The organism is Moorena sp. (assembly GCF_982860115.1).
Window position 1 is genome coordinate 18,883 of record NZ_CEYLVT010000018.1, and the last position, 21,002, is coordinate 39,884.

At 45.6% G+C, this 21,002-nt stretch carries 13 protein-coding genes; 9 read left to right on the top strand and 4 right to left on the bottom strand.

Annotated elements, in window-relative coordinates; translation table 11 throughout:
- The first annotated feature begins 79 nt into the window (after positions 1–79).
- Positions 80–1,315, top strand: a complete 1,236-nt coding sequence (xseA, locus tag AC4II3_RS05415; protein ID WP_488007320.1) for an exodeoxyribonuclease VII large subunit — start codon at positions 80–82, stop codon at positions 1,313–1,315.
- A gap of 17 nt (positions 1,316–1,332) precedes the next feature.
- On the opposite strand, the gene AC4II3_RS05420 is transcribed toward xseA, so the two are convergent.
- The 3 genes from AC4II3_RS05420 to AC4II3_RS05430 all read right to left on the bottom strand — a co-directional run bounded on the left by AC4II3_RS05420 (position 1,333) and on the right by AC4II3_RS05430 (position 4,116).
- The gene (locus AC4II3_RS05420) at positions 1,333–2,613 is read right to left on the bottom strand and encodes an acetylornithine/succinylornithine family transaminase (RefSeq protein ID WP_488007321.1); all 1,281 of its coding nucleotides are present in this window, start codon (positions 2,611–2,613) and stop codon (positions 1,333–1,335) included.
- A 73-nt stretch (positions 2,614–2,686) separates the two neighbouring features.
- Positions 2,687–3,334: a response regulator transcription factor gene (locus AC4II3_RS05425; protein ID WP_293098893.1), complete on the bottom strand. Its 648-nt coding sequence runs from the start codon at positions 3,332–3,334 to the stop codon at positions 2,687–2,689.
- Positions 3,335–3,582: 248 nt separating this feature from the next.
- Entirely contained in the window at positions 3,583–4,116 is a 534-nt protein-coding gene (locus AC4II3_RS05430; protein ID WP_488007323.1) for a (2Fe-2S) ferredoxin domain-containing protein, read from the bottom strand.
- Positions 4,117–4,487: 371 nt separating this feature from the next.
- Here AC4II3_RS05430 and groES point away from each other — a divergent pair, with 371 nt between their 5' ends.
- From groES to AC4II3_RS05450, 4 genes are all read left to right on the top strand, one after another.
- Positions 4,488–4,799: a co-chaperone GroES gene (groES, locus tag AC4II3_RS05435; protein WP_008180318.1), complete on the top strand. Its 312-nt coding sequence runs from the start codon at positions 4,488–4,490 to the stop codon at positions 4,797–4,799.
- 102 nt (positions 4,800–4,901) lie between these two features.
- Positions 4,902–6,533: a chaperonin GroEL gene (groL, locus tag AC4II3_RS05440; RefSeq protein WP_488007326.1), complete on the top strand. Its 1,632-nt coding sequence runs from the start codon at positions 4,902–4,904 to the stop codon at positions 6,531–6,533.
- Between the two features lie 252 nt (positions 6,534–6,785).
- Positions 6,786–7,757: a J domain-containing protein gene (locus AC4II3_RS05445; protein WP_488007328.1), complete on the top strand. Its 972-nt coding sequence runs from the start codon at positions 6,786–6,788 to the stop codon at positions 7,755–7,757.
- A complete protein-coding gene (locus tag AC4II3_RS05450; RefSeq protein WP_488007330.1) occupies positions 7,757–9,001 on the top strand; it encodes an ATP phosphoribosyltransferase regulatory subunit in 1,245 nt (414 codons plus the stop codon). Before AC4II3_RS05445 ends, AC4II3_RS05450 begins: the two co-directional genes overlap by 1 nt.
- Positions 9,002–9,036: 35 nt before the next feature.
- Here the strand turns inward: AC4II3_RS05450 and pdhA are convergent, their stop codons facing one another.
- Complete coding sequence (gene pdhA / locus AC4II3_RS05455) at positions 9,037–10,065, bottom strand: pyruvate dehydrogenase (acetyl-transferring) E1 component subunit alpha (protein WP_488007332.1); 1,029 nt, start codon at positions 10,063–10,065, stop codon at positions 9,037–9,039.
- A gap of 396 nt (positions 10,066–10,461) precedes the next feature.
- On the opposite strand from pdhA, the gene AC4II3_RS05460 reads away from it, so the two are divergent.
- The 4 genes from AC4II3_RS05460 (at position 10,462) to AC4II3_RS05475 (ending at position 20,899) form a co-directional block, all read left to right on the top strand.
- Entirely contained in the window at positions 10,462–12,849 is a 2,388-nt protein-coding gene (locus AC4II3_RS05460; RefSeq protein ID WP_488007334.1) for an IMS domain-containing protein, read from the top strand.
- A gap of 859 nt (positions 12,850–13,708) precedes the next feature.
- Positions 13,709–14,890: a DUF4912 domain-containing protein gene (locus AC4II3_RS05465; protein WP_488007336.1), complete on the top strand. Its 1,182-nt coding sequence runs from the start codon at positions 13,709–13,711 to the stop codon at positions 14,888–14,890.
- 951 nt (positions 14,891–15,841) lie between these two features.
- A complete protein-coding gene (locus AC4II3_RS05470; RefSeq protein ID WP_488007338.1) occupies positions 15,842–17,710 on the top strand; it encodes a ShlB/FhaC/HecB family hemolysin secretion/activation protein in 1,869 nt (622 codons plus the stop codon).
- Positions 17,711–17,968: 258 nt separating this feature from the next.
- Complete coding sequence (locus AC4II3_RS05475; RefSeq protein WP_488007340.1) at positions 17,969–20,899, top strand: cation-translocating P-type ATPase; 2,931 nt, start codon at positions 17,969–17,971, stop codon at positions 20,897–20,899.
- Positions 20,900–21,002: the final 103 nt, after the last annotated feature.

A 21,002-nucleotide genomic window follows, 5' to 3' on the forward strand; every position in this document is an offset into this window, starting at 1 on the left:
TAGTACAAAAGTACTTGCTTGTAAAGAAATTATCTTAAAGGCACTAGTGGGATTTTCTGATAGGGGCGCGTTCAGCGCATTGGACTCATCTACAATCAATTCCCTATTCTCAGAAGCAATTGTGTCGGTTGCTGGGTTAACCGACTATATCCAAGAGTTGTTAGAGGAAGATAACCAACTCCATAGAGTTTGGGTGATTGGAGAAGTTTCTAGTAGCAACCACCATCCAAAAGGGATGTTTTTTACCCTCCAAGACCCAGATGCCAAGGCTACTATACAGTGTGTAGCCTGGAGGAGCCAGTTAAGCAAGCTGGTGCAGTTACCAGCAGTAGGAGAACAGTTGATTATTTTGGGCAGCCTCCGAGTTTATCCTCAGCGGGGACAGTATCAGCTGAATGTCTGGCAAGCCTTACCGGCGGGTGAGGGGTTGCAAGCCTTGCGCTCACGCCAATTACGCCAACGATTTGAAGCCGAAGGATTATTTGACCCACAACGAAAGCGCCCCCTGCCGATTCATCCTGAAACTATTGCTGTGGTTACCTCTCCCCAAGCGGCTGCTTGGGGAGATATTAAACGTACACTACAGCAACGGTATCCTGGTTTACGAGTCTTGTTTTCACCAGCTCAGGTTCAGGGGGAACTTGCGATCGCATCAATAGTTAACGCTATTGATCGAGTCGAGCGGGATGGCAGAGCCAAACTACTGATATTAGCTCGGGGGGGTGGAGCATCAGAGGATTTAGCTTGTTTCAATGATGAACGGGTGGTGCGAGCAATTGCTCAATGCTCAATACCGGTGATCACCGGTATTGGTCATCAACGGGATGAATCCTTAGCTGACTTAGTAGCTGACTACAGTACTCACACCCCTACAGCAGCAGCGGAGCAAGCTGTACCAGAACTGATGACCCTTTATGCTCAACATCAACAACGGCGGACTACCCTTTATCAAGCGGTGACTCAAATCACAGAGGCATCTCGCCATAAACTGCACCATCTACGAACACGATTGCGACACCTAGCTCTAGACCAACAACTACACCAGCAACACAATGCGATTGAATTCCAGCATCAGCGATTGTTACAAGTGACATCAAAGCGTCTGAGCCAAGGGTACCAGCACTGTCAACTTCTCAAGGAAAAGCTCAATAGCCTTGACCCTCAAAAAGTCCTACAACGAGGCTATGCACTAGTGCGCACCGCAGGGGGAACTATTGCTTCGTCTACAGAGAATTTGGCTTCTGGAGAAGAACTACAAATTCAGTTAGGTGAGGGTCAAGTTAAGGTCAAGATTATCGAGATTGTTGATACTTGACGGTTGAGGGTTGACGGTTAAGCTAAAGCTTGTAAGGCTTGCTCTACGATAAGAGCCGCTTGGTCAACTTCCTCAGCTGAGACAATTAGGGCAGGAACAAAGCGCACTACCTTTGGTCCTGCTGGTACCAACAACAAACCCCGTTCCATCACAGCTTTAACTACATCGATTGAAGTTAGATCAATATTTGATTTCAGTTCAAGCCCATTAATTAGACCCCAGCCTCGCACTTCTTCAATAACTTCGGGATATTTATCAGCGATCGCTGAGAGTCTGGTGCGCAGCTGCTGACCCCGCACCTGAACATTTTGCAAAATATTCTCCTGTTCCAAGGTTTTTCCTACAGATAGGGCAACTGCACAGACAAAGGGATTACCACCAAAGGTGCTAGCGTGCTCTCCGGGTTGGAAGATATCACAGAATTTCTTAGACATCATCGCTCCAATGGGAATGCCACCAGCCAATCCCTTAGCACTGGTGAAGATATCTGGCTCTATTCCCAGATTCTGATAGCCCCAGTATTTACCAGTGCGACCCATACCCACCTGAACTTCATCTAGAATCAGTAGGATGCCAGTTTCATTACAGATCTTTCTAACTTGCTGGAAGTAGTCTAGGTCTCCTGGGCGAACACCCCCTTCTCCCTGCAATGGTTCGAGCATCACTGCTGCTACCCGCCGATTTCCCTCATCAATATCTGCGATCGCATTTTCCAATGCCTGAATATTGTTGTAGGGTACGTACTCGAACCCAGGTACCAAGGGGTCAAAGTTTTTCTGGTACTTAGGCTGGCCAGTAGCTGTGATTGTTGCCAAGGTTCGCCCATGGAAACTGGCCTGAGCGGTCAAAATCACTGGCTGTTCAATCTCGAGAACAGTGTGGCCATATTTCCGTGCCAGTTTGATAGCAGCTTCATTAGCCTCCGCTCCCGAGTTACAGAAAAATACTCGTTCTGCACAAGAATGGTCAATGAGCCACTTCGCTAATGCCCCTTGCTCTGGAATGTAGTAAAGATTGGAAACATGGTTTAGCTTTTGGATTTGCTTAATTACCGTTTCTACCACAACTGGGTGAGCATGACCTAAGGTACAGGTAGCAATCCCTGCCACAAAGTCAAGATAGTCTCGCCCGGAAGTATCCCAGACATGGCAACCGGCACCCCGCTCTAAGGCAATAGGAAAGCGTCCATAGGTTTTCATGACCCTAGCATCGAATTCAGTTAGGTCATAAGGTGCCCCCCCAGCCGGAGCTGACTCTGCCGGTGGCGAGGGATTGTTAACAATAGTTTCTGGGCTCACGAGCTTAGTCCTTGTGTGATTAGTTAACGGTCAAGGTTGGCTTTCTAGGATTTACCAATCAGCGTATGGAGCGTTATGCCATACTATTTTCAATTGCCCAACGAGCTAATTCAGTACGGTTATGGAGACCAGTTTTCCCTAGCATGTTCGATACATGACTTTCTATGGTGCGCTGAGAAACATTCAGTTTCTCAGCTATTTCCCGATTTGCCATACCTCTTGCCACAAACTGGACAACCTTTAGCTCAGTAGGAGTCAACTCAACATCGTAAGGAACTTTAATTTTGGGTGTGCTGTCTGGACCAGAACCTGAGTGAAGGATTAGACGAGAAGCTTGCTTGAGGGAGGATTCCACCTGTGCTACCAGTTCTTCTGGCTCAAAGGGCTTAACCATATAAACATCCGCACCCTTATTGAGTCCCTTTACTCGATCTTGGCTTTGACCCTTGGCTGAGAGAAATAGTATGGGAATCCAGCTGGTGCGAGAATCATCTCTGACCTTTTCTACCAGGGTATAGCCGTCCATCTCTGGCATCATCACGTCACAGATAATCATATCAGGAATATCCTGCTCTAAAATGTCCAGAGCTTCTTTCCCATGTTCAGCAGTAATGACTTCGTATCCCCGAAACTCTAGGTAGTCCTTGACTAACAATATGAGGTTGGGGTCATCATCAATCAGCAGCAGTTTTTTTTGCTCTCTTACAGCATTGTCCTTCATAACTGTAACGTTTGTTATAATTTGCTTGCTTAATTTTCGTAAATAGTGGTAGTACCTCTTGCCTTTTCTAATGCTTGGAAGTTACCAAGCTGCTATAACTCTCCAACCAATAATCCTACCTCACCATAATTAGGGTTGGTAGGGAAAAGACTGAACTTGAACTTTGCCCCCGGAAGCCTAAGCTGGCCAAGTCAGTAGATTTTAGAACCCGTTGCGTCGCAAAGGTGGGGTTCATGACGATTAGGATGTTAACCTGGTTGGGGTTGCGGAGGATCTGCTTCCATTGCCTGGTAGTCTGAAGCAGATGCTTGAAGAGTTTCTGGCAAAGGATGAACTAAAAAAGCATAGTCCTCTAAAACTTGGTTGCCAATAATATGCTCTTGAATAATACGTTCAATCACCTCAGGGGTAGCACTGTGATACCAAACACCGTCTGGGTAAACTACCATGACAGGACCAGAGGTACAGACTCGCAGACAATTAGCCTTGGTACGAAAAATGTAACTTGCTTGAACATCCTTTGGCTGGTCTAGTTTTAGCTCTTTAAGGCGTTTTTTGAGATATTCCCAGGATTCAAGGCTAATTTCTTTTGAGCAGCATTTGGGTTTAGTTTGATCAGCACACAGGAAAATGTGGCGCTGAATTTGATTAAGTCCTAAGCTCTTTACATTAGTTGCTAGGGTAATTTGCTGTGATCCCTCGAAAGTCGAAGTGTCAGAAATTTCAGAATTATCAGAATCAGATGCTTGGGTAGCTGAGGGCTCAGTTTTGTCTGCTGGCATGAGTTTTAGGGCTTTTGTGTGAGGATGAGTGGAAAGGGCGAGAGTAAGAATATACCTGTTATATCTATTTGCTTATTTTAGTTATCAGTGATCAGCAGTCCATATGGTTGCAGTTCTCTTGTTTTAAGCAATTCCTGGGACTAAGGTCAAACCTTCAATGAAACAGGTACAAGCTACAGCATACTGATACGCATACACAGAGAATAACTCAAAGCTATATCATCCGTGCATTCGCCATCTGTTAACCTACTATGAGTTCGGGAACCCGTACAGAGGTATTTATTGCCATCTCCTGCTGATTTTGAGTAAATTAGCACTCAGGAGCTGAGAGTGCTAAATCGGCTCAGATGAAGTAGAGAGGAAAAACTGATATGGCAGCTGTAACTCTGAGTGTTTCCACCGTTAAGCCCTTAGGGGATCGAGTTTTTGTTAAGGTAAGCGCCGCTGAAGAAAAAACTGCTGGCGGTATCCTACTACCGGATAACGCTAAGGAAAAGCCTCAAGTTGGGGAAATTGTAGCCACCGGACCTGGCAAGCGCAACGATGATGGTTCTCACGCTGCTCTCGAAGTCAAAGTAGGGGACAAGGTACTTTACTCAAAGTACGCTGGTACCGATATTAAGTTAGGCAACGAAGAGTACGTTTTGTTGTCAGAGAAAGACATCTTGGCAGTCGTCAGCTAACACCTTGAAGGCAGACAAGTTGAACCCTTAAATCTTCAACCCTTTTACCTTCAACCTTTTACCTTCAACCTTAATAACCCTTAGGAACTGAATTCAAAACCTATGGCTAAGCGCATTATTTACAACGAAAATGCTCGTCGCGCCCTAGAAAAGGGAATGGACACTCTGACTGAAGCTGTAGCTGTCACCCTTGGACCAAAAGGTCGCAACGTAGTGTTAGAGAAGAAGTTTGGTGCTCCTCAAATTGTTAATGATGGTGTCACCATTGCTAAAGAGATTGAACTGGAAGACCACATTGAAAACACTGGTGTTTCTCTGATTCGGCAAGCAGCTTCAAAAACCAATGATGCTGCTGGTGATGGGACTACAACCGCTACAGTACTAGCTCATGCTGTGGTCAAAGAAGGCTTGCGCAACGTTGCTGCGGGTGCTAACCCAATCGCCCTGAAGCGTGGTATTGATAAAGCTACTGCGTTTCTGGTGAACAAGATTGCTGAACATGCTCGTCCAGTAGAAGACTCTAAAGCCGTTGCCCAAGTTGGTTCTATCTCTGCGGGTAACGATGAGACCGTTGGTCAGATGATTGCTGACGCAATGGACAAAGTGGGCAAAGAGGGTGTGATTTCCCTTGAAGAAGGGAAGTCTATGACCACTGAACTAGAAATTACCGAAGGGATGCGCTTTGACAAAGGCTATATCTCTCCCTACTTTGCGACTGATACTGAGCGGATGGAAGCAATTCTAGAAGAACCTCACCTCCTGCTCACTGACAAGAAAATTACCCTGGTACAAGACCTGGTGCCAGTACTTGAGCAAGTGGCTCGTTCTGGCAAGCCGTTGCTGATTATTGCTGAGGACATTGAAAAAGAAGCCCTGGCAACCTTGGTGGTCAACCGCCTACGGGGTGTTTTGAATGTGGCAGCTGTCAAGGCTCCTGGCTTTGGCGATCGCCGTAAGGCTATGCTGGAGGACATTGCTACTCTAACTGGCGCACAAGTAATCACTGAAGATGCAGGTCTAAAGCTTGACAATGCCAAGCTGGAAATGCTGGGTAAATCCCGTCGTGTGACCATAACTAAGGACAACACTACTATCGTTGCTGAAGGTAACGAAAATGCAGTGAAGGGTCGTTGTGACCAAATTCGCCGTCAGATGGACGAAAGCGATTCTTCCTACGACAAAGAAAAACTGCAAGAGCGCTTAGCTAAGCTGGCTGGTGGTGTCGCAGTGATTAAAGTGGGTGCTGCGACAGAAACGGAAATGAAAGACCGCAAGCTGCGTTTGGAAGATGCCATCAACGCTACCAAGGCAGCTGTGGAAGAAGGTATTGTCCCTGGTGGTGGCACAACTTTAGCTCACCTGACTCCTAACCTAGAAACTTGGGCAAACGAGAACCTAAAGGCTGAAGAACTTACTGGTGCTATGATTGTTTCTCGTGCCTTGTCTTCACCTCTGAAGCGAATTGCCCAGAACGCTGGTCAGAATGGTGCGGTGATCGCTGAGCGAGTTAAAGAAAAAGAATTTAACGTTGGCTACAATGCTTCCAATGGTGAGTTTGTAGATATGTTTGAAGCTGGTATCGTTGACCCAGCTAAGGTAACTCGTTCTGCTCTCCAAAATGCCGCTTCCATCGCAGGTATGGTGTTGACCACTGAGTGTATTGTGGTAGACAAGCCTGAGCCTAAGGACAATGCTCCTGCTGGTGCTGGTATGGGTGGCGATTTTGATTACTAAAGCTTACAGAAAGAATTAAAGTAATCTAATTGCACTATAGGTGCGCTCTTACCATTAAGAATCAAATTCGCACCGCTTTGCGCGCGCCTTTCGGCAAAGCCGACGCGGTGCGCGTTATGGTCGCACCATTAGCTAGTTACAGCTGCTTCTTCAACGAAGCAGCTGCTTTTTATTACCCAAACAAACCCAGATTCTCTAATCTAAGAGATACTAGAAACGAGCCTTGCAGCAGTTGAGATGGGACAGTTGCCTATGTCTTTGAAAATTGAATACGGACTCTTCAAGCTTGATTTCACTGACTACCACGCAGTTTTAGGAATTCCGGTTGATGCGGATGTTAAGGCAGTCCGTCAACGCTACCTTCAAATTGCTAGACGTTTGCATCCCGACAGTTGCAAAGCCAGTACCGAAGCGGAAAAAAAACAAGCAAATCTGCTGTTAACACGGCTGGTTAATCCCGCTTATGAACAGCTCTCTAGAGGTCATCGTGACTATGCTGCTAGTCTAAGCCACTTGAGTAAGCGCTTAGGGGCTCAAGGAGATAAAATTTCCCTAGCTAGCGTAACGGCTAAGCAATTATTACAAGCAGGGGCAAATTTAGATAATCTTTACAGAAGCTCAGTTGACCACCTAGCATCAGAGCAATACCAAGCCCTTGACAAAGCCTTGGCAAAAATTGCCGAAATCAGTGAACTTAACCTAGTTTATCTGATGTGTAAAAGTAGTAAGGGCCAAACGGTAAAAACTCCTGTCTCAACCCCTGTTAAAACTCAAGCAACTGGTGTGACCCAGCCAAAGAGTCAGACTAGTACCGCTGGCACATCACAGGGAGAGTCGGTTGGGCCTAAGGGAGTATCACGAGTGGATAGCTATATCCGACGTGCTGAAGGATATTTGGTCAAGAACAATTTTGCTGCGGCAGTTCTGGAGTTACGAGAAGCTCTCAAGTTGGACCAAAACAATAGCGACTGCCATAGTTTATTGGGAATTGCTTATTTGAAGCAAAATAAGGGGACAATGGCTAAAGTACACATTAATAAGGCGTTGCAATTGAATCCTCAGAACGAAAGAGCATTGAAGGCCAAACAGGTTATCAATGAATCCACCCTCAAAAGTGGCGGTAACCAGTCAAAGGTGTCGCCTGAAGCAGCTAAAGGGAAACCGTCGAATAAATCTAATGGTGGTGGGTTATTTGGTGGTTTATTTGGTGGAAAGAAAAAGTAATGATTCATCAACCACCCCCAGGGGCAAGGGATTTACTCCCCCTAGAAGTTACCCAAAAACGCTGGATTGCTAACCACTTACAGCAAGTATTTCACCGCTGGAGTTACCACCGGATTATCACATCAACCCTAGAATGGTTGGATACTCTGATGGCAGGAGGAGCTGTGGAACGTTCCACGGTTATTCAGTTGCACGATGCTGAGGAAGGAACGCTGGGGCTGCGTCCAGAATTAACGGCATCCATAGCCAGAGCAATGGTTAGTCGTATTGCTGGCAGTAATAGTGAAGCCTGCCTATCCTTACCCCAGCGACTCTATTACAATGCCAATGTATTTCGCAGACCAACTATAGGTCACCACGGACGTCAACTAGAGTTTTACCAGTCGGGGGTAGAATTATTGGGAGTTGGCGGGCTGTTGGCAGATGGGGAAATTCTGCTGTTGCTAGCTGATTGTCTTAATGATTTAGGGTTACAACAATGGCACCTAATTTTGGGGGAAGCTCGGCTAACGCGATCGCTTTTGTCTCCCTTCCCCAAACCTATGCAAGAAAAGGTTCGTCAAGCCATTGCCTATCTTGACCGGGTTAGCCTAGAAACGTTACCCCTATCCCCAGAATTGCGAGAGCGGGCATTGTTTCTGTTTGACCTGAGGGGAGACCCTGCTGATGTTTTGCAAAAGGTTGCTAGCTTGGATTTAGACTCATCAGAACACGAGATTGTGACCAATCTCAAATCCCTGGTGGAACTTTTAAATAGTAGTTCCGCTAGCCCCTTACCGATCGTTCTTGACCTAACATTAGTACAAACCTTTGACTATTACACTGGTATTGTCTTTGAAGTAGTCAGTAGTAGCGAGGGCTCTAGCCGAGTTTTAGGTCAGGGAGGGCGGTACGATCAATTGCTGAGTTTATATCATCCTCAAGGAGAAAACTACCCTGGAATTGGTTTTTGCCTCAACCTAGAAGACCTTCATTATGTCTTACTGTCCAGTAATCAACTACCGAGCCAAACACCAGCTAGTGATTGGTTAGTGGTGCCAGAATTGCCCGAAGCTGAGGCAACCGCTTTTACCTATGCCCAAAAACTTAGAGATTCTGAGCATTTGGTCAGGGTAGAAATGGATTTAGGGGGACGCTCACCAGCACAAATTAAAGAATACGCCCTGGGTCACGGTATCACCTACATTGCCTGGGTACCAGCCGATGGCACTCCTAGGATTGAGACCCTAACTAAGAAAGTGTGAACTATGAAATACTTCACACTTCCTACTTCAGTTAATTAATCTTCAGCAAAAACATAGCGATATAGTTCACTAGGGTCAGGTTCAGGACTGGATTGGGCAAACTCAACTGCATCATTAATCACTTCCTGGATGTTGCTCTCAATGGCTTTGAGTTCTTCGGGAGTTGCTAGATTATTGTCTGTCAGGTAACTTGCCATCTTTTTAATGGGATCGCGAGTTAACCAGAATTCCTTCTCTTCTTTGGAGCGGAGTTCATCAGGATCAGCCAGAGAGTGACCTCGGAAGCGGTAGGTCAGGGCTTCAATCAGGGTTGGGCCTTCTCCTGCACGAGCCCGAGCGATCGCTTCTTGGGCAACAGTTCTGACGGCCATTACATCCATGCCATCGACTTCTACTCCAGCCATGCCGAATACACTGGCTTTTTTATAAATTTCTGGCTGGGATGTTGCCCGTTCATGAGCCATCCCAATTGCCCACTTGTTGTTTTCCACGACATAGATAACGGGCAGTTTCCAAAGGGCTGCCATATTCAAACATTCAAAGAACTGACCATTATTGCAAGCTCCATCACCGAAAAAGCAAGCGGTGACTTGATCAGCACTCTCATCCCCCAAGGCTTCGCGACGGTATTTACTTTGGAAAGCACTACCCGTGGCAACGGGAATCCCCTCAGCTACAAAGGCATAGCCTCCCAGGAGATTATGTTCTTGTGAGAACATATGCATTGAACCACCGCGTCCCTTGCTGCAGCCTGTTGCTTTCCCAAATAACTCTGCCATCACTTCCCGTGCTGGCACTCCTGCACTTAAGGCATGGACGTGGTCACGATAGGTGCTACTAACAAAGTCTTCACCCATACGCAACGCCTTGATGACTCCTGTTGAGACTGCCTCTTGACCGTTGTAGAGGTGGACAAAACCAAACATTTTGCCTCGATAGTACATTTCAGCACATTTGTCCTCAAACAAGCGCCCGAGCATCATATCCTCGTAAAGGAGTAATCCTTCTGCGCTGGTAATGGGTTTGTAATCCTCTACTTTAGGTAAAGTTCTTTCCTGAGCCATTAATTTGTCCTATACTTGTCCCAACACTATACTGGCATTTAGCCAAACTACTTGTTTAGCCAATTTCAGCAAAGCTATTATAAAGTTTCACTCAAGCCTACAGGATTTATCTTCCAGAATTTATCTTCTAGGTCAAGCCTAGAGGGGATAGTTAGGTCAAGTTGAATTGAATTAAAATCACACTACTCCTTTACTGTTTAGTTTAATTAAAGTTAATAAAAGAAGATGATCCACCCTAGTTGCTAGAATTAATAGTGTTTAGGGACTCGACAAAACCGGTTAGCTGCGATACTGTGTCTTTTAAAGTGACAGATAAATAGCTATAGCCAGTTTAGGGAGTACGATATGGGCTATCATCAACTCATTCAGTTGCTCGAAAAGCTGGGGAAGTGAACCGTGCGCATTCCGCTCGATTACTACCGCATACTAGGATTGCCGATTCAGGCTACAGCCCAACAGCTCAGCCAAGCCTATCGTGATCGTACCTTACAACTACCGCGCCGAGAATATTCGGAAGCAGCAATAGCCTCTCGTAAAACACTCCTTGAAAAAGCCTACGGGGTTTTGAGTGACCCTGACACAAGAGAGGAGTACGATGCTGCCTTAATTTCCAAAGCTTATCAACTTCAAGAGCAACAGCCATCAGTGGCGGGTGCTCCTGGTACTAATCAAACAGTAACAGGTGAAACCGTCGAAGCTCACACTCCCACCATCGAAATTGATAACGACCAATTACTCGGAAGCTTACTGATTCTTCAAGAACTTGGGGAATACGAACTGGTTATAAAACTGGCGCAACCGTTACTGGAAACAGGTAACAGCGTTGGATTAAGTCAGGGGAAATTGGGGGATTCCCAACTTGTTCGACCTGACGTGGTTTTGGCCTTAGCTATTGCCTGCTTAGAGCTAGGTCGAGAGCAATGGCAGCAAGCGGAGTATGAAAACGCAGCTATGTCCCTAGAAACTGGACAACAATTACTCCTACAAGAAGGCTTATTTCCGAGTGTTCGAGGGGAAATCCAGGCAGACCTCTATAAACTTCGCCCTTATCGGATTTTAGAATTATTAGCCCTGCCAGAAGACAAAGCCATTGAGCGGCGCAAAGGCTTGCGGTTGCTGCAAGAAATGTTACAGGAGCGCCGAGGGATAGATGGCACTGGTAATGACCAATCTGGTTTAGGGATTGATGACTTTCTCCGCTTTATCCAACAGTTGCGAGGCTATCTTACCTCCAACCAACAGCAAACATTATTTGAAGCTGAAGCACGACGCCCTTCAGCTGTTGCTACATACCTAGCTGTTTACGCCTTACTAGCAAGGGGATTTGCCCACAGACAACCGGCTTTGATTGCTCGTGCCAAGAAAATGCTGATGCGTTTGGGTAAGCGGCAGGATGTTCACCTAGAACAAGGGGTTTGTGCTCTGCTTCTGGGCCAAACGGAAGAAGCCAGTCGTGCCTTGGAACTGAGCCAGGAATACGAACCTCTAGCTTTCATTCGGGAACATTCTCAAAATTCCCCAGACTTATTGCCAGGATTATGCCTGTACGGAGAGCGTTGGCTACAAGAATCTGTATTTCCCCACTTCCGGGATTTGGCGAATCAAAAGGTCTCTTTGAAGGAATACTTTGCTGATGATCAAGTACAAGCCTATCTAGAAAATTTACCAGATTCATCTGAGGAAACTAGCAATCAGTGGACGGTTGTACCTTCCCAAACAACCACCTATGCAACAGTAGGCTCTTCTAAAAGCATCCTGGAGCAAGATAGACTAAGCAATGGCCAAGGCTCACAGACAACGGAAGAACCAGTGAAGGTGGGGTCAAGGTGGCCAAGTGGGGCGTTGGCAAACGGTGTTAGTCAAAACGGGGTCAATAGCGATCGCTATACCACTAATGGGGTATCAACCTTGCCTACAGGTCAAGGGATATCCCACTCATCAAATGGCTCAGAAGCACAAACCTCTCAGGACTTAGAGTCAAACACAACAGGCTTGCGGAGTCATGGACGGCGTCGTAGGCGTCAGTCCTTAGGTAGCTTTCTGGGTGGGGGCAAGTCAGGCAAAACCCTGGATAGTCAAAATTCAACCACCTCAGGTGGGTGGTCTAGAGGCGCTTCTTTGGTCAAAGACTCCTCAAGTCAGCGGAGCAGTCTAAATCATTCATCCCCTGATCGTCTTGAACATTCACCAGAGCGATTCAAACCAGGGACTAAACTAAGACGTCTGATTTTCCTGAGTCTTTTAGGTTTGCTAGGACTGGGCATCATGCTGATTTTGCTCAATAAAGCTCTTAAAAGTTTTTCAAAACCACCCTTAGAGGGAGAACAACTTTTTGTGCAGCTTGACCAACCTCCAGTCCCGATTCCTCCGAGCGGCAGTGGGCTCATTGCTCCGAGTGGTCCTCTAAATCAAGAAACGGCTCAGCAAGTCATCGAAACCTGGCTAAACACTAAGAAAGTTGCCTTTGGACCAAAACATGAGGTAGGGCAACTTAATAAAATCTTAGCTGAGCCAGCTCTGTCTGTTTGGCTCAAAAGTGCTAAAGCGGCTAAAACCAAAAACTCTTACCGGATCTACAAGCACAGCGTCAAAATTAACTCAGTGGAGACTAACACATCGAATCCTAATCAAGCTGTGATAGATGCTGCGGTCAAGGAGCAAGCAAAGGTATATCAAGATGGTATGCTGAGTCCGGCGGCTTCGAGTAATGACAACTTAAGAGTCAAGTATGACTTAGTACGCCAAGGGGGTCAGTGGTTAATTAAAGGTTGGATGGTAAGATAGCTAAAAACATATCTGACCAGTCAATTCCTGTTGAAAAGAAAAGGAAAAACTAATGATTATTCCTGTGGATGATTGATGATGCTATTAGCTTTGGCTTGCCACGCTTCGCTCACCGTTGAGGAAAGTAGTCATATAGTGTTGGTTATCATCAAGGCTGAGAGATAAATGATTAATAAAGAATTTCAATGATAAGTAGATCAGAGTTTTATCCTTCTTAGCTACAGATCATTTATGGTGCCTAAGTTGATAATATTGATGACTGAAGTCCTAAGTTGTGAGGAGTGATGTCACAGTTTCATGACATTTTGAATCCCAGTTTTCTGACAAACCCGTGAATTTACCGAAAATCGGCTGATTTCACCCTTGACCTGACCAAAAAATTTCTTGTTATATATAGTTGCTCAGAGGATTCCATAAAAATGTGGCTTTGTTAGTATTTAACCAAATTATCGATGGCTGACTTTACCCTATTTTAGGTATAACAAATAACTGAAGTTCCAATAAGCAGTAGACGGATAATTTCCCTCAAGGCGCACGCCTCCTAGGCCGCGAGCAATCCCTCGCGGCCTAGGGTAGCGCCTTTAAAATCTGGGAATCAAGAAGGAGAAAAACTTTAGTCAGGTCTGACTTTAGGTAAGTTTGAGAGCAACCAAAACTTTTTTTAATTAGGTGCGCTTGACCCTTAGGTGCGCTCTTACCATTAAGAATTAAATTCGCCAGGGGTTGCACCTTGAAGAATTAAATTCGCTCTTTGTGCGCGCCTCCTAGGCCGCGAGCAATCCCTCGCGGCCACGGGTCACACCTAAAGATGGAAATCAGTAATCTATCAGCCAACCTAACAACCTATAGAAAATAAATCATGGCAAAAGAAGGAACTCCCCTAGAAGAAATGACTTTACGGCAATTACGTAGAGTTGCAAGTGAATATAGTATATCTCGATACAGCAGAATGCGTAAAGCACGCTTATTGGCGGAAATTCAAGCAATAGAAGGTCACAAAAGGTCTACCACTCCATCGCCGATAATTGAGGCACAAGCAAAGGACGAATCAAGCCAGTGTGAATTAGCTCAAGAAGAGCCGACTAGTGATAGTCTAGTTTCTGTTGATGAGGGATTAGCAGAGCTACCAGAAGGTTATGGTGAAAGCCGGATTGTCCTAATGCCTCGTGATCCACATTGGTCTTATGCTTATTGGGATATTCCCAATGAACATAAAAAAGAACTGCGCTCTCAGGGAGGTCAACAACTCGCTCTAAGGCTCTATGATGTTACTGCAATCAAACTGGATGATCAAAGTCCCCATAGTATCCAAGAATATCCCTGTGATGAGCTAGCGCGAGAATGGTATCTACCCATGCCAGTTAGCGATCGCGACTATGTAGTTGAGATTGGTTATCGTTGTGAAGATAGTCAATGGCTAGTTCTGGCCCGTTCAGAACCTATCCATGCCCCCCCAGCCTATCCCTCTAAATGGATGGAAGACCAATTCATCACGGTCAACTGGAATGATAATTTACAGGGTAAGACTGTCCTAAAACTTGTGCCACCTAGCCAAACAGGTAATGGGAGTAGCTCGGAAATGCCTAATCCCCCTATCTATGGCGAAATCTTTGGCATAACTCAATCTGGGGAATCTCAGGCAGTAGCTGGTTCTCTTTATAGTTCTATGCAGCAAGTTCCGAGGTCAGGAATAACTTCCAATGCTTTCCCTTCGGGTATTGGTAAGTTGGTTTCTGCAAACATGTCGGGAGCTGGTTTGAGGGATTCTGCTCCCCCCGCTCCAACTCCTGAATTGTTGTTAGTGGCAGATGCGGATCTAGTTATCCATGGTACCACTGATCCTGATGCTTCCGTTACTATTGATGGACTTCCGGTCAAGATTAACCCAGACGGTACCTTCCGTTTCCAGATGTCTTTGCAGGATGCTCTGATTGACTACCCAATCATGGCAGTCTCAGCGAATGGCAAGCAAACTTGCTCAATTCATATGAAGTTCATCCGCGAGACGCCATCATCTCATACTGATATGGTGTTCAATTGAACAAAATCATTGACTGCAGTCCCCACCCATAATTTTCACTGATATTTTATAAGTTGGGTGGGGTAAGCCAAATCAGCTTTTACATCGATAATTTTTGCTATTACAATTATAATAAACACCTCAAAAGAGTCCCGGTTTCTTCGCAAGCTGCAAAGCCCCTGTCTTGATGCAGCGCGGTCTTAGGAGAAACCACGGCAGTCGCTCATGGGGGAAACCCCCGCAGGTCGGCGCTGCCTCTCCGGTATGCCAAGACTATTTGGCTCTCGTTGCACGACCAAGTGCTGCCATCATTGTGATGTTGATTGCTTGTTTCTGTCACTATAGCTAGATACTAACTATTGCTATATAGTTCAAGAACTAGCATTTGCCTATAATGACGTGAGAATTAAAACTTCATACTTCTAAAGAGTTCCCCCGACACTAGCCGGGGGATTTTTTTGCCAAGAGTCAATAGGTGCGCTCTTACCATTAAGAATTAAAATCGCCACGGGTCGCACCTCAAGTGTGATTAATTGGTTATGATCGCAAGTGGTTTGAAGAGAATAACAACTCATCTCAAGTCTGCTTGATACCAAGTTGCGGTCAAACGTACAACTTTCTCTTCCGCCAATTTCCCCATCTCCCTATCTCCGTATCTCCCTATCTCCGTATCTCCCTATCTCCGTATCTCCCTATCTCCGTATCTCCCTATCTTTGAATGGAACTCAGTATGAATACCCACGGGCTAGACTGACACCGGAAAACCCACCACAGGGTCAGACAGGGTAGAGATTTTGATTATGGGTAATTAAACCAATTTGATATAAGCTATAACTGCGAGAGATGATGGTGATAGTTTTTTGGAATTTTTGAACTAATCAGGGTTAGGCTTTTTAGTGGCGTTTACGTTTGAACCATTCGTTGTCAACCAAAATCCCTAGATATCCCCACCCAAGGAGAATAAAAAACCCGATGCGCTCGAAGATCGGATTGCTTTGGCATCAGATGTTAATTGAAATTGTGCTTATAAAGTATTTATTAAAAATAATTATATCAAAGAAAATTACACCGTTGTATTTAATAATTGCCTGTACCAGTTGTAATGATGCCCTAGCAGTAACCCTAACCTCTTTGCCAAGCAATCATAGATCTCTAAGAACAAGTAGCCTTCTGGTTAAGCAGCAGGAGAATAAAATCCCTCAGGAGTCAGGACAATTGGTTGATGGAAATTATCAAAATCAGATAGGTGAACGATTCCCGCCTATATTATCAGATTCACAACAACCATTTCTACTAGAGAATAAACCCAATACACCTGCTAGACTAACTGCTTTTGACTCTCAAACAATTCAAGTAGATAAAATTGAAGTCATTGGCAGCACCATCTTTTCACCAGAGCAGTTTAAGCTGATCATACAACCTTATCAAGGACGCTCCCTGACGATTGATCAACTAAGAGAAGTCGCGGATGCTATTACTACGCTTTACCTCAAGCAAGGCTATATTAACACTAGAGCAATTCTGGCCGAGCAAACCATTGACATTAACAAGGGCATTGTTACAATTCGTGTTCTAGAAGGGGGTATAGAAAAGATCGAAGTTGAAGGAACACGCCGACTCAATGCCAACTATATCCGCAGCCGTGTCCAGTTAGGTACTGGAACACCATTCAATACTACTGAATTAGAAAACCAATTACGATTGTTACGGCTTGACCCAAAGTTGGAAAGTATAGAAGCCAGCCTGCGGAAAGGAACAAAAGTCGGACAGAGCATTCTGATTGTTCGTGTTGTGGAAGCCAATCCGTTTGAAGGCAGTGTAGGGGTTGATAACTACTCACCTCCTAGTATTGGTTCTGAACGAATGAGCTTTAATCTTCGGCATCTCAACCTAACTGGCAATGGGGATGAAATTTCTTTCACTTATCGCCGTTCGACCACTGGCGGGTCTAATATTTTTGATTTTGGCTATCGCTTTCCTCTCAATCCCCGAAATGGTACTTTAGAACTGCGAACAGTGATCGACCGTAATCGGGTGACTCAAGCACCATTCAATGTTTTGAATATTGAAGGAGAATCTGAGCTATATGAACTTCGATTTCGTCAGCCGTTGTACCGCACACCTCGGGAAGAATTTGCTCTGTCTCTAGGATTCAGCTACAGAGATGGTCAGACTTTTTTGGGTGATGAGCCTCTTGGGTTTGGCTTTGGTCCAGATCAAGATGGCTCGACTACCCTGAGCGTGATTAAGTTTGAACAAGAGTATCTACGTCGGGATTTGGAGGGAACTTGGTTTTTGCGATCGCTTTTGAGTCTCGGAACTGGCTGGTTTGATGCCACTATCAACCCCGATCCTATACCTGATGGGCGCTTTTTTCGCTGGGTAGGGCAAGTACAGCGGTTGCAGATTCTCTCAGAGGATAATTTCTTAATTATGGGAACCGAAGTTCAGCTTACCCCCAATAGCCTATTGCCTCCCCAACAATTTTTGCTTGGGGGTGGTCAATCCCTGAGGGGCTACCGTCAAAATATCAGAGCAGGGGACAATGGAGTAAGATTCTCTGTTGAAGACCGTATCACTTTACATCGAGACGTAGACGATGACCCGGCATTACAACTAATTCCGTTTTTCGACATGGGTTATGTCTGGAATAACCCTGACAATCCTAATACGTTACCGTCACAACGCTTTTTAGCCGGTATTGGCTTAGGGCTAATTGTGGAGCCAGTGAAAGGGCTCAATCTGCGACTTGACTATGGCATTCCTCTGGTTGATTTGGATGATCGCAGTAACAATGCCCAGGATGAGGGCTTCTACTTCAATGTTCGCTATCAATATTAAATTATTTTAACTCTGACGATTACCGTTAATGGTCAACCGTTGAGCTTCAACAGTAAATAAAACCTGATCAAATACAAACTAAATTACTAGGATTAGCGCCAACTGCCTATCTTTAGAATACAGACTTTGAACAACAGATCTTCACTTGCTGCATCTGGTGGTATTTTGTTGGGCTAGATTCGATTATAGTGTTGGTTTCCAAACTCCCTAGGAAATTTTTATGATCGAATGAATATCATCTAAAAGCAAACATTCCCGGTGAATCCATTGACCCATTCTAATTTATTGCCTGACCCGTTAAAAGCGTGGTACACCCAATCTGTCGAAAATTCTTTAGCAGAATCCGGCTGTGACCCTCAAGTCGGTTTGACCTCTCAACAGGTATCACAGAGGTTGGAATACTATGGCTTAAATGAACTAGAGGAAAAAGCAAAGCGCAGTTCCTGGGCAATGTTCCTTGATCAATTCAAGGACATCATGCTGCTGATGCTGATTGCAGTAGCCATAGTTTCCGGGATTTTAGATCTGATCAATCTGCAACAAGCCTCAGAAAAGGCGAGTGAATTCCCCTTCAAAGATACGATTGCTATCCTCTCAATCGTGATTCTCAATGGCATCCTCGGGTATCTCCAGGAAAGCCGTGCTGAAAAAGCCCTAGCAGCCCTGAAAAATATGGCATCCCCTAAGGTACGAGTGCTGCGGGATGGTCGTACCTTAGAGATAGACAGTCCACAGCTTGTGCCAGGGGACATCATGTTGCTGGAAGCTGGGGTACAAGTTGGAGCAGATGGTAGGCTGATCGAGGCATCGAATTTGCAAGTCAGAGAATCTGCACTGACTGGGGAAGCTAATGCTGTCAATAAAACCGTAGAGGTGGAGCTATCGGAAGATACTCCCATAGGCGATCGCATTAATTTAGTTTTTCAGGGAACTGAAGTTGTCCAAGGCAGAGGTAAAGTCCTAGTTACTGGTACTGGGATGAATACGGAACTGGGGAAAATTGCCCAGATGCTACAAGGGGTGGAAAGTGAACCGACACCTCTGCAACAGCGTATGTCTCAGCTAGGAACAGTTTTGGTAACCGGTTCGCTGTTGCTAGTAGCACTAGTAATTATCATTGGCTTGGGCGTAAGCGGTTGGGACTTGAGTGTGTTCCAACAACTGGTAGAAGTTTCTTTAAGTATGGCAGTGGCTGTAGTTCCAGAAGGCTTGCCAGCGGTGGTGACTGTAACCTTAGCCCTAGGAACCCAGAGAATGGTACGCCGTCATGCTCTAATCCGCAAACTACCAGCTGTGGAAACCTTAGGAAGTGTGACTACCATTTGTTCTGATAAAACTGGTACCCTGACCCAAAACAAAATGGTTGTGCAACGGGTGGATACCCTCAATACTAGTATTCAGGTGACTGGAAATGGTTATGAACCTGTAGGGGAATTTCTCCTAGACAATCAGGCCATTACTACAGAACAGTATCCTGAACTCGAACCCCTACTTCTAGCTTGTGCTCTGTGTAATGATGCCATCTTGCAGTATGAACAGGGGGAGTGGAAGATTTTAGGAGACCCCACAGAAGGAGCATTAATTGCTCTGGCTGGTAAAGGCGGTGTGGATAAGGAACCCCTGAATCAACAGTATTCTCGTGTCGATGAAATTCCCTTCTCCTCTGAGCGCAAGCGTATGAGTGTGATTTGTCAGTGGGATAGTTCTCCAGATAACTCTCAACCTGCTAACTTACCTGCTCAGCTACCTTACTCGAAGGCCGAAGGCGCACAACCTTTGCCAATAGGCCACGCTACGGGAACAACCGAGAACCAACAACTGACCGGTTACATGATGTTGACCAAAGGGTCTCCAGAATTGGTGTTAGAGCATTGTACTTCATCAGTACATAATCATGACCTAGCAGGAGGAACTCTAGGGTGTCAACCCTTGACAGAAGAGCAGCGGCAACAGATTTTGGAACAGAATAACCAGATGGCAGGGGCTGGTTTGCGAGTGCTAGGTTTTGCCTATAAATCCCTAGAGAGCTTATCAGCTCCAGAAGCAGACCATGAAACCTTAGAGCAAGGGTTGGTATGGTTGGGGTTAGTGGGAATGTTGGATGCTCCACGCCCAGAGGTACGAGAAGCAGTTCAGCTGTGCCGGAATGCTGGAATTCGTCCGATTATGATTACTGGAGACCACAAACTTACCGCTAGAGCGATTGCCCAGGATTTGGGAATTGCTAATCACGGTGATCAGGTACTGACTGGTCAGGAGTTACAAAAGCTCTCCCAGCTCGATCTAGAGGAACAGGTAGACCAAGTCAGCATTTATGCTCGTGTTGCTCCTGAACACAAACTCAGAATCGTTCAGGCACTCCAGGGTCGGGGTAAATTTGTTGCGATGACGGGAGATGGAGTGAATGATGCACCCGCTCTCAAGCAAGCTGACATTGGTATTGCTATGGGAATTACCGGAACCGATGTCAGTAAAGAAGCCAGCGATATGGTGCTGTTAGATGACAACTTTGCCACCATTGTTGCTGCCACAGAAGAAGGTCGGACAGTATATGACAATATTCGTCGCTTTATTAGATACATCCTGGGCAGTAACATCGGTGAGGTATTAACTATTGCCGCAGCCCCGATCATGGGACTACCAGATGTTCCCCTCACTCCCTTACAAATTCTCTGGATGAACCTAGTCACTGATGGTTTACCCGCTCTTGCCCTAGCTGTGGAACCAGCAGAACCCGATGTGATGAAGCGATCGCCTTTTAGTCCTCGGGAAAGTATTTTTGCCAGAGGGTTGGGGTCTTATATGGTGCGCATTGGTATTGTCTTTGCCATTTTCAACATTACCTTAATGGCAATTGCCTACGGATACTTCCCTCACTGGAAGACAATGGTATTTACTACCCTATGTATTGCTCAAATGGGTCACGCCCTGGCAGTCCGCTCCAACAAACGCATGACTCTGGAATTAAACCCATTCTCTAACCCTTATTTGCTATTGGCAGTTACTGTAACTACTCTCTTACAGCTGCTACTGGTTTATGTACCCTTTTTGCAAGACTTCTTTGGCACTGAACCTCTGACTATGATGGAATTCGCTGTCTGTCTTGGCTTTAGTACGTCACTATTTGTTTGGGTTGAGCTGGAAAAATTATTTATTCGTTGGTTTAGCAAGGGAAAAGTTGAAGGTTAGCAGGTTGAAGGTTGTTCGCGTAGCGTGGCCAAAGGCCAAGGTTGGCAGGTTGAAGGTTAGCAGGTTGAAGGTTGTTCGCGTAGCGTGGCCAAAGGCCAAGGTT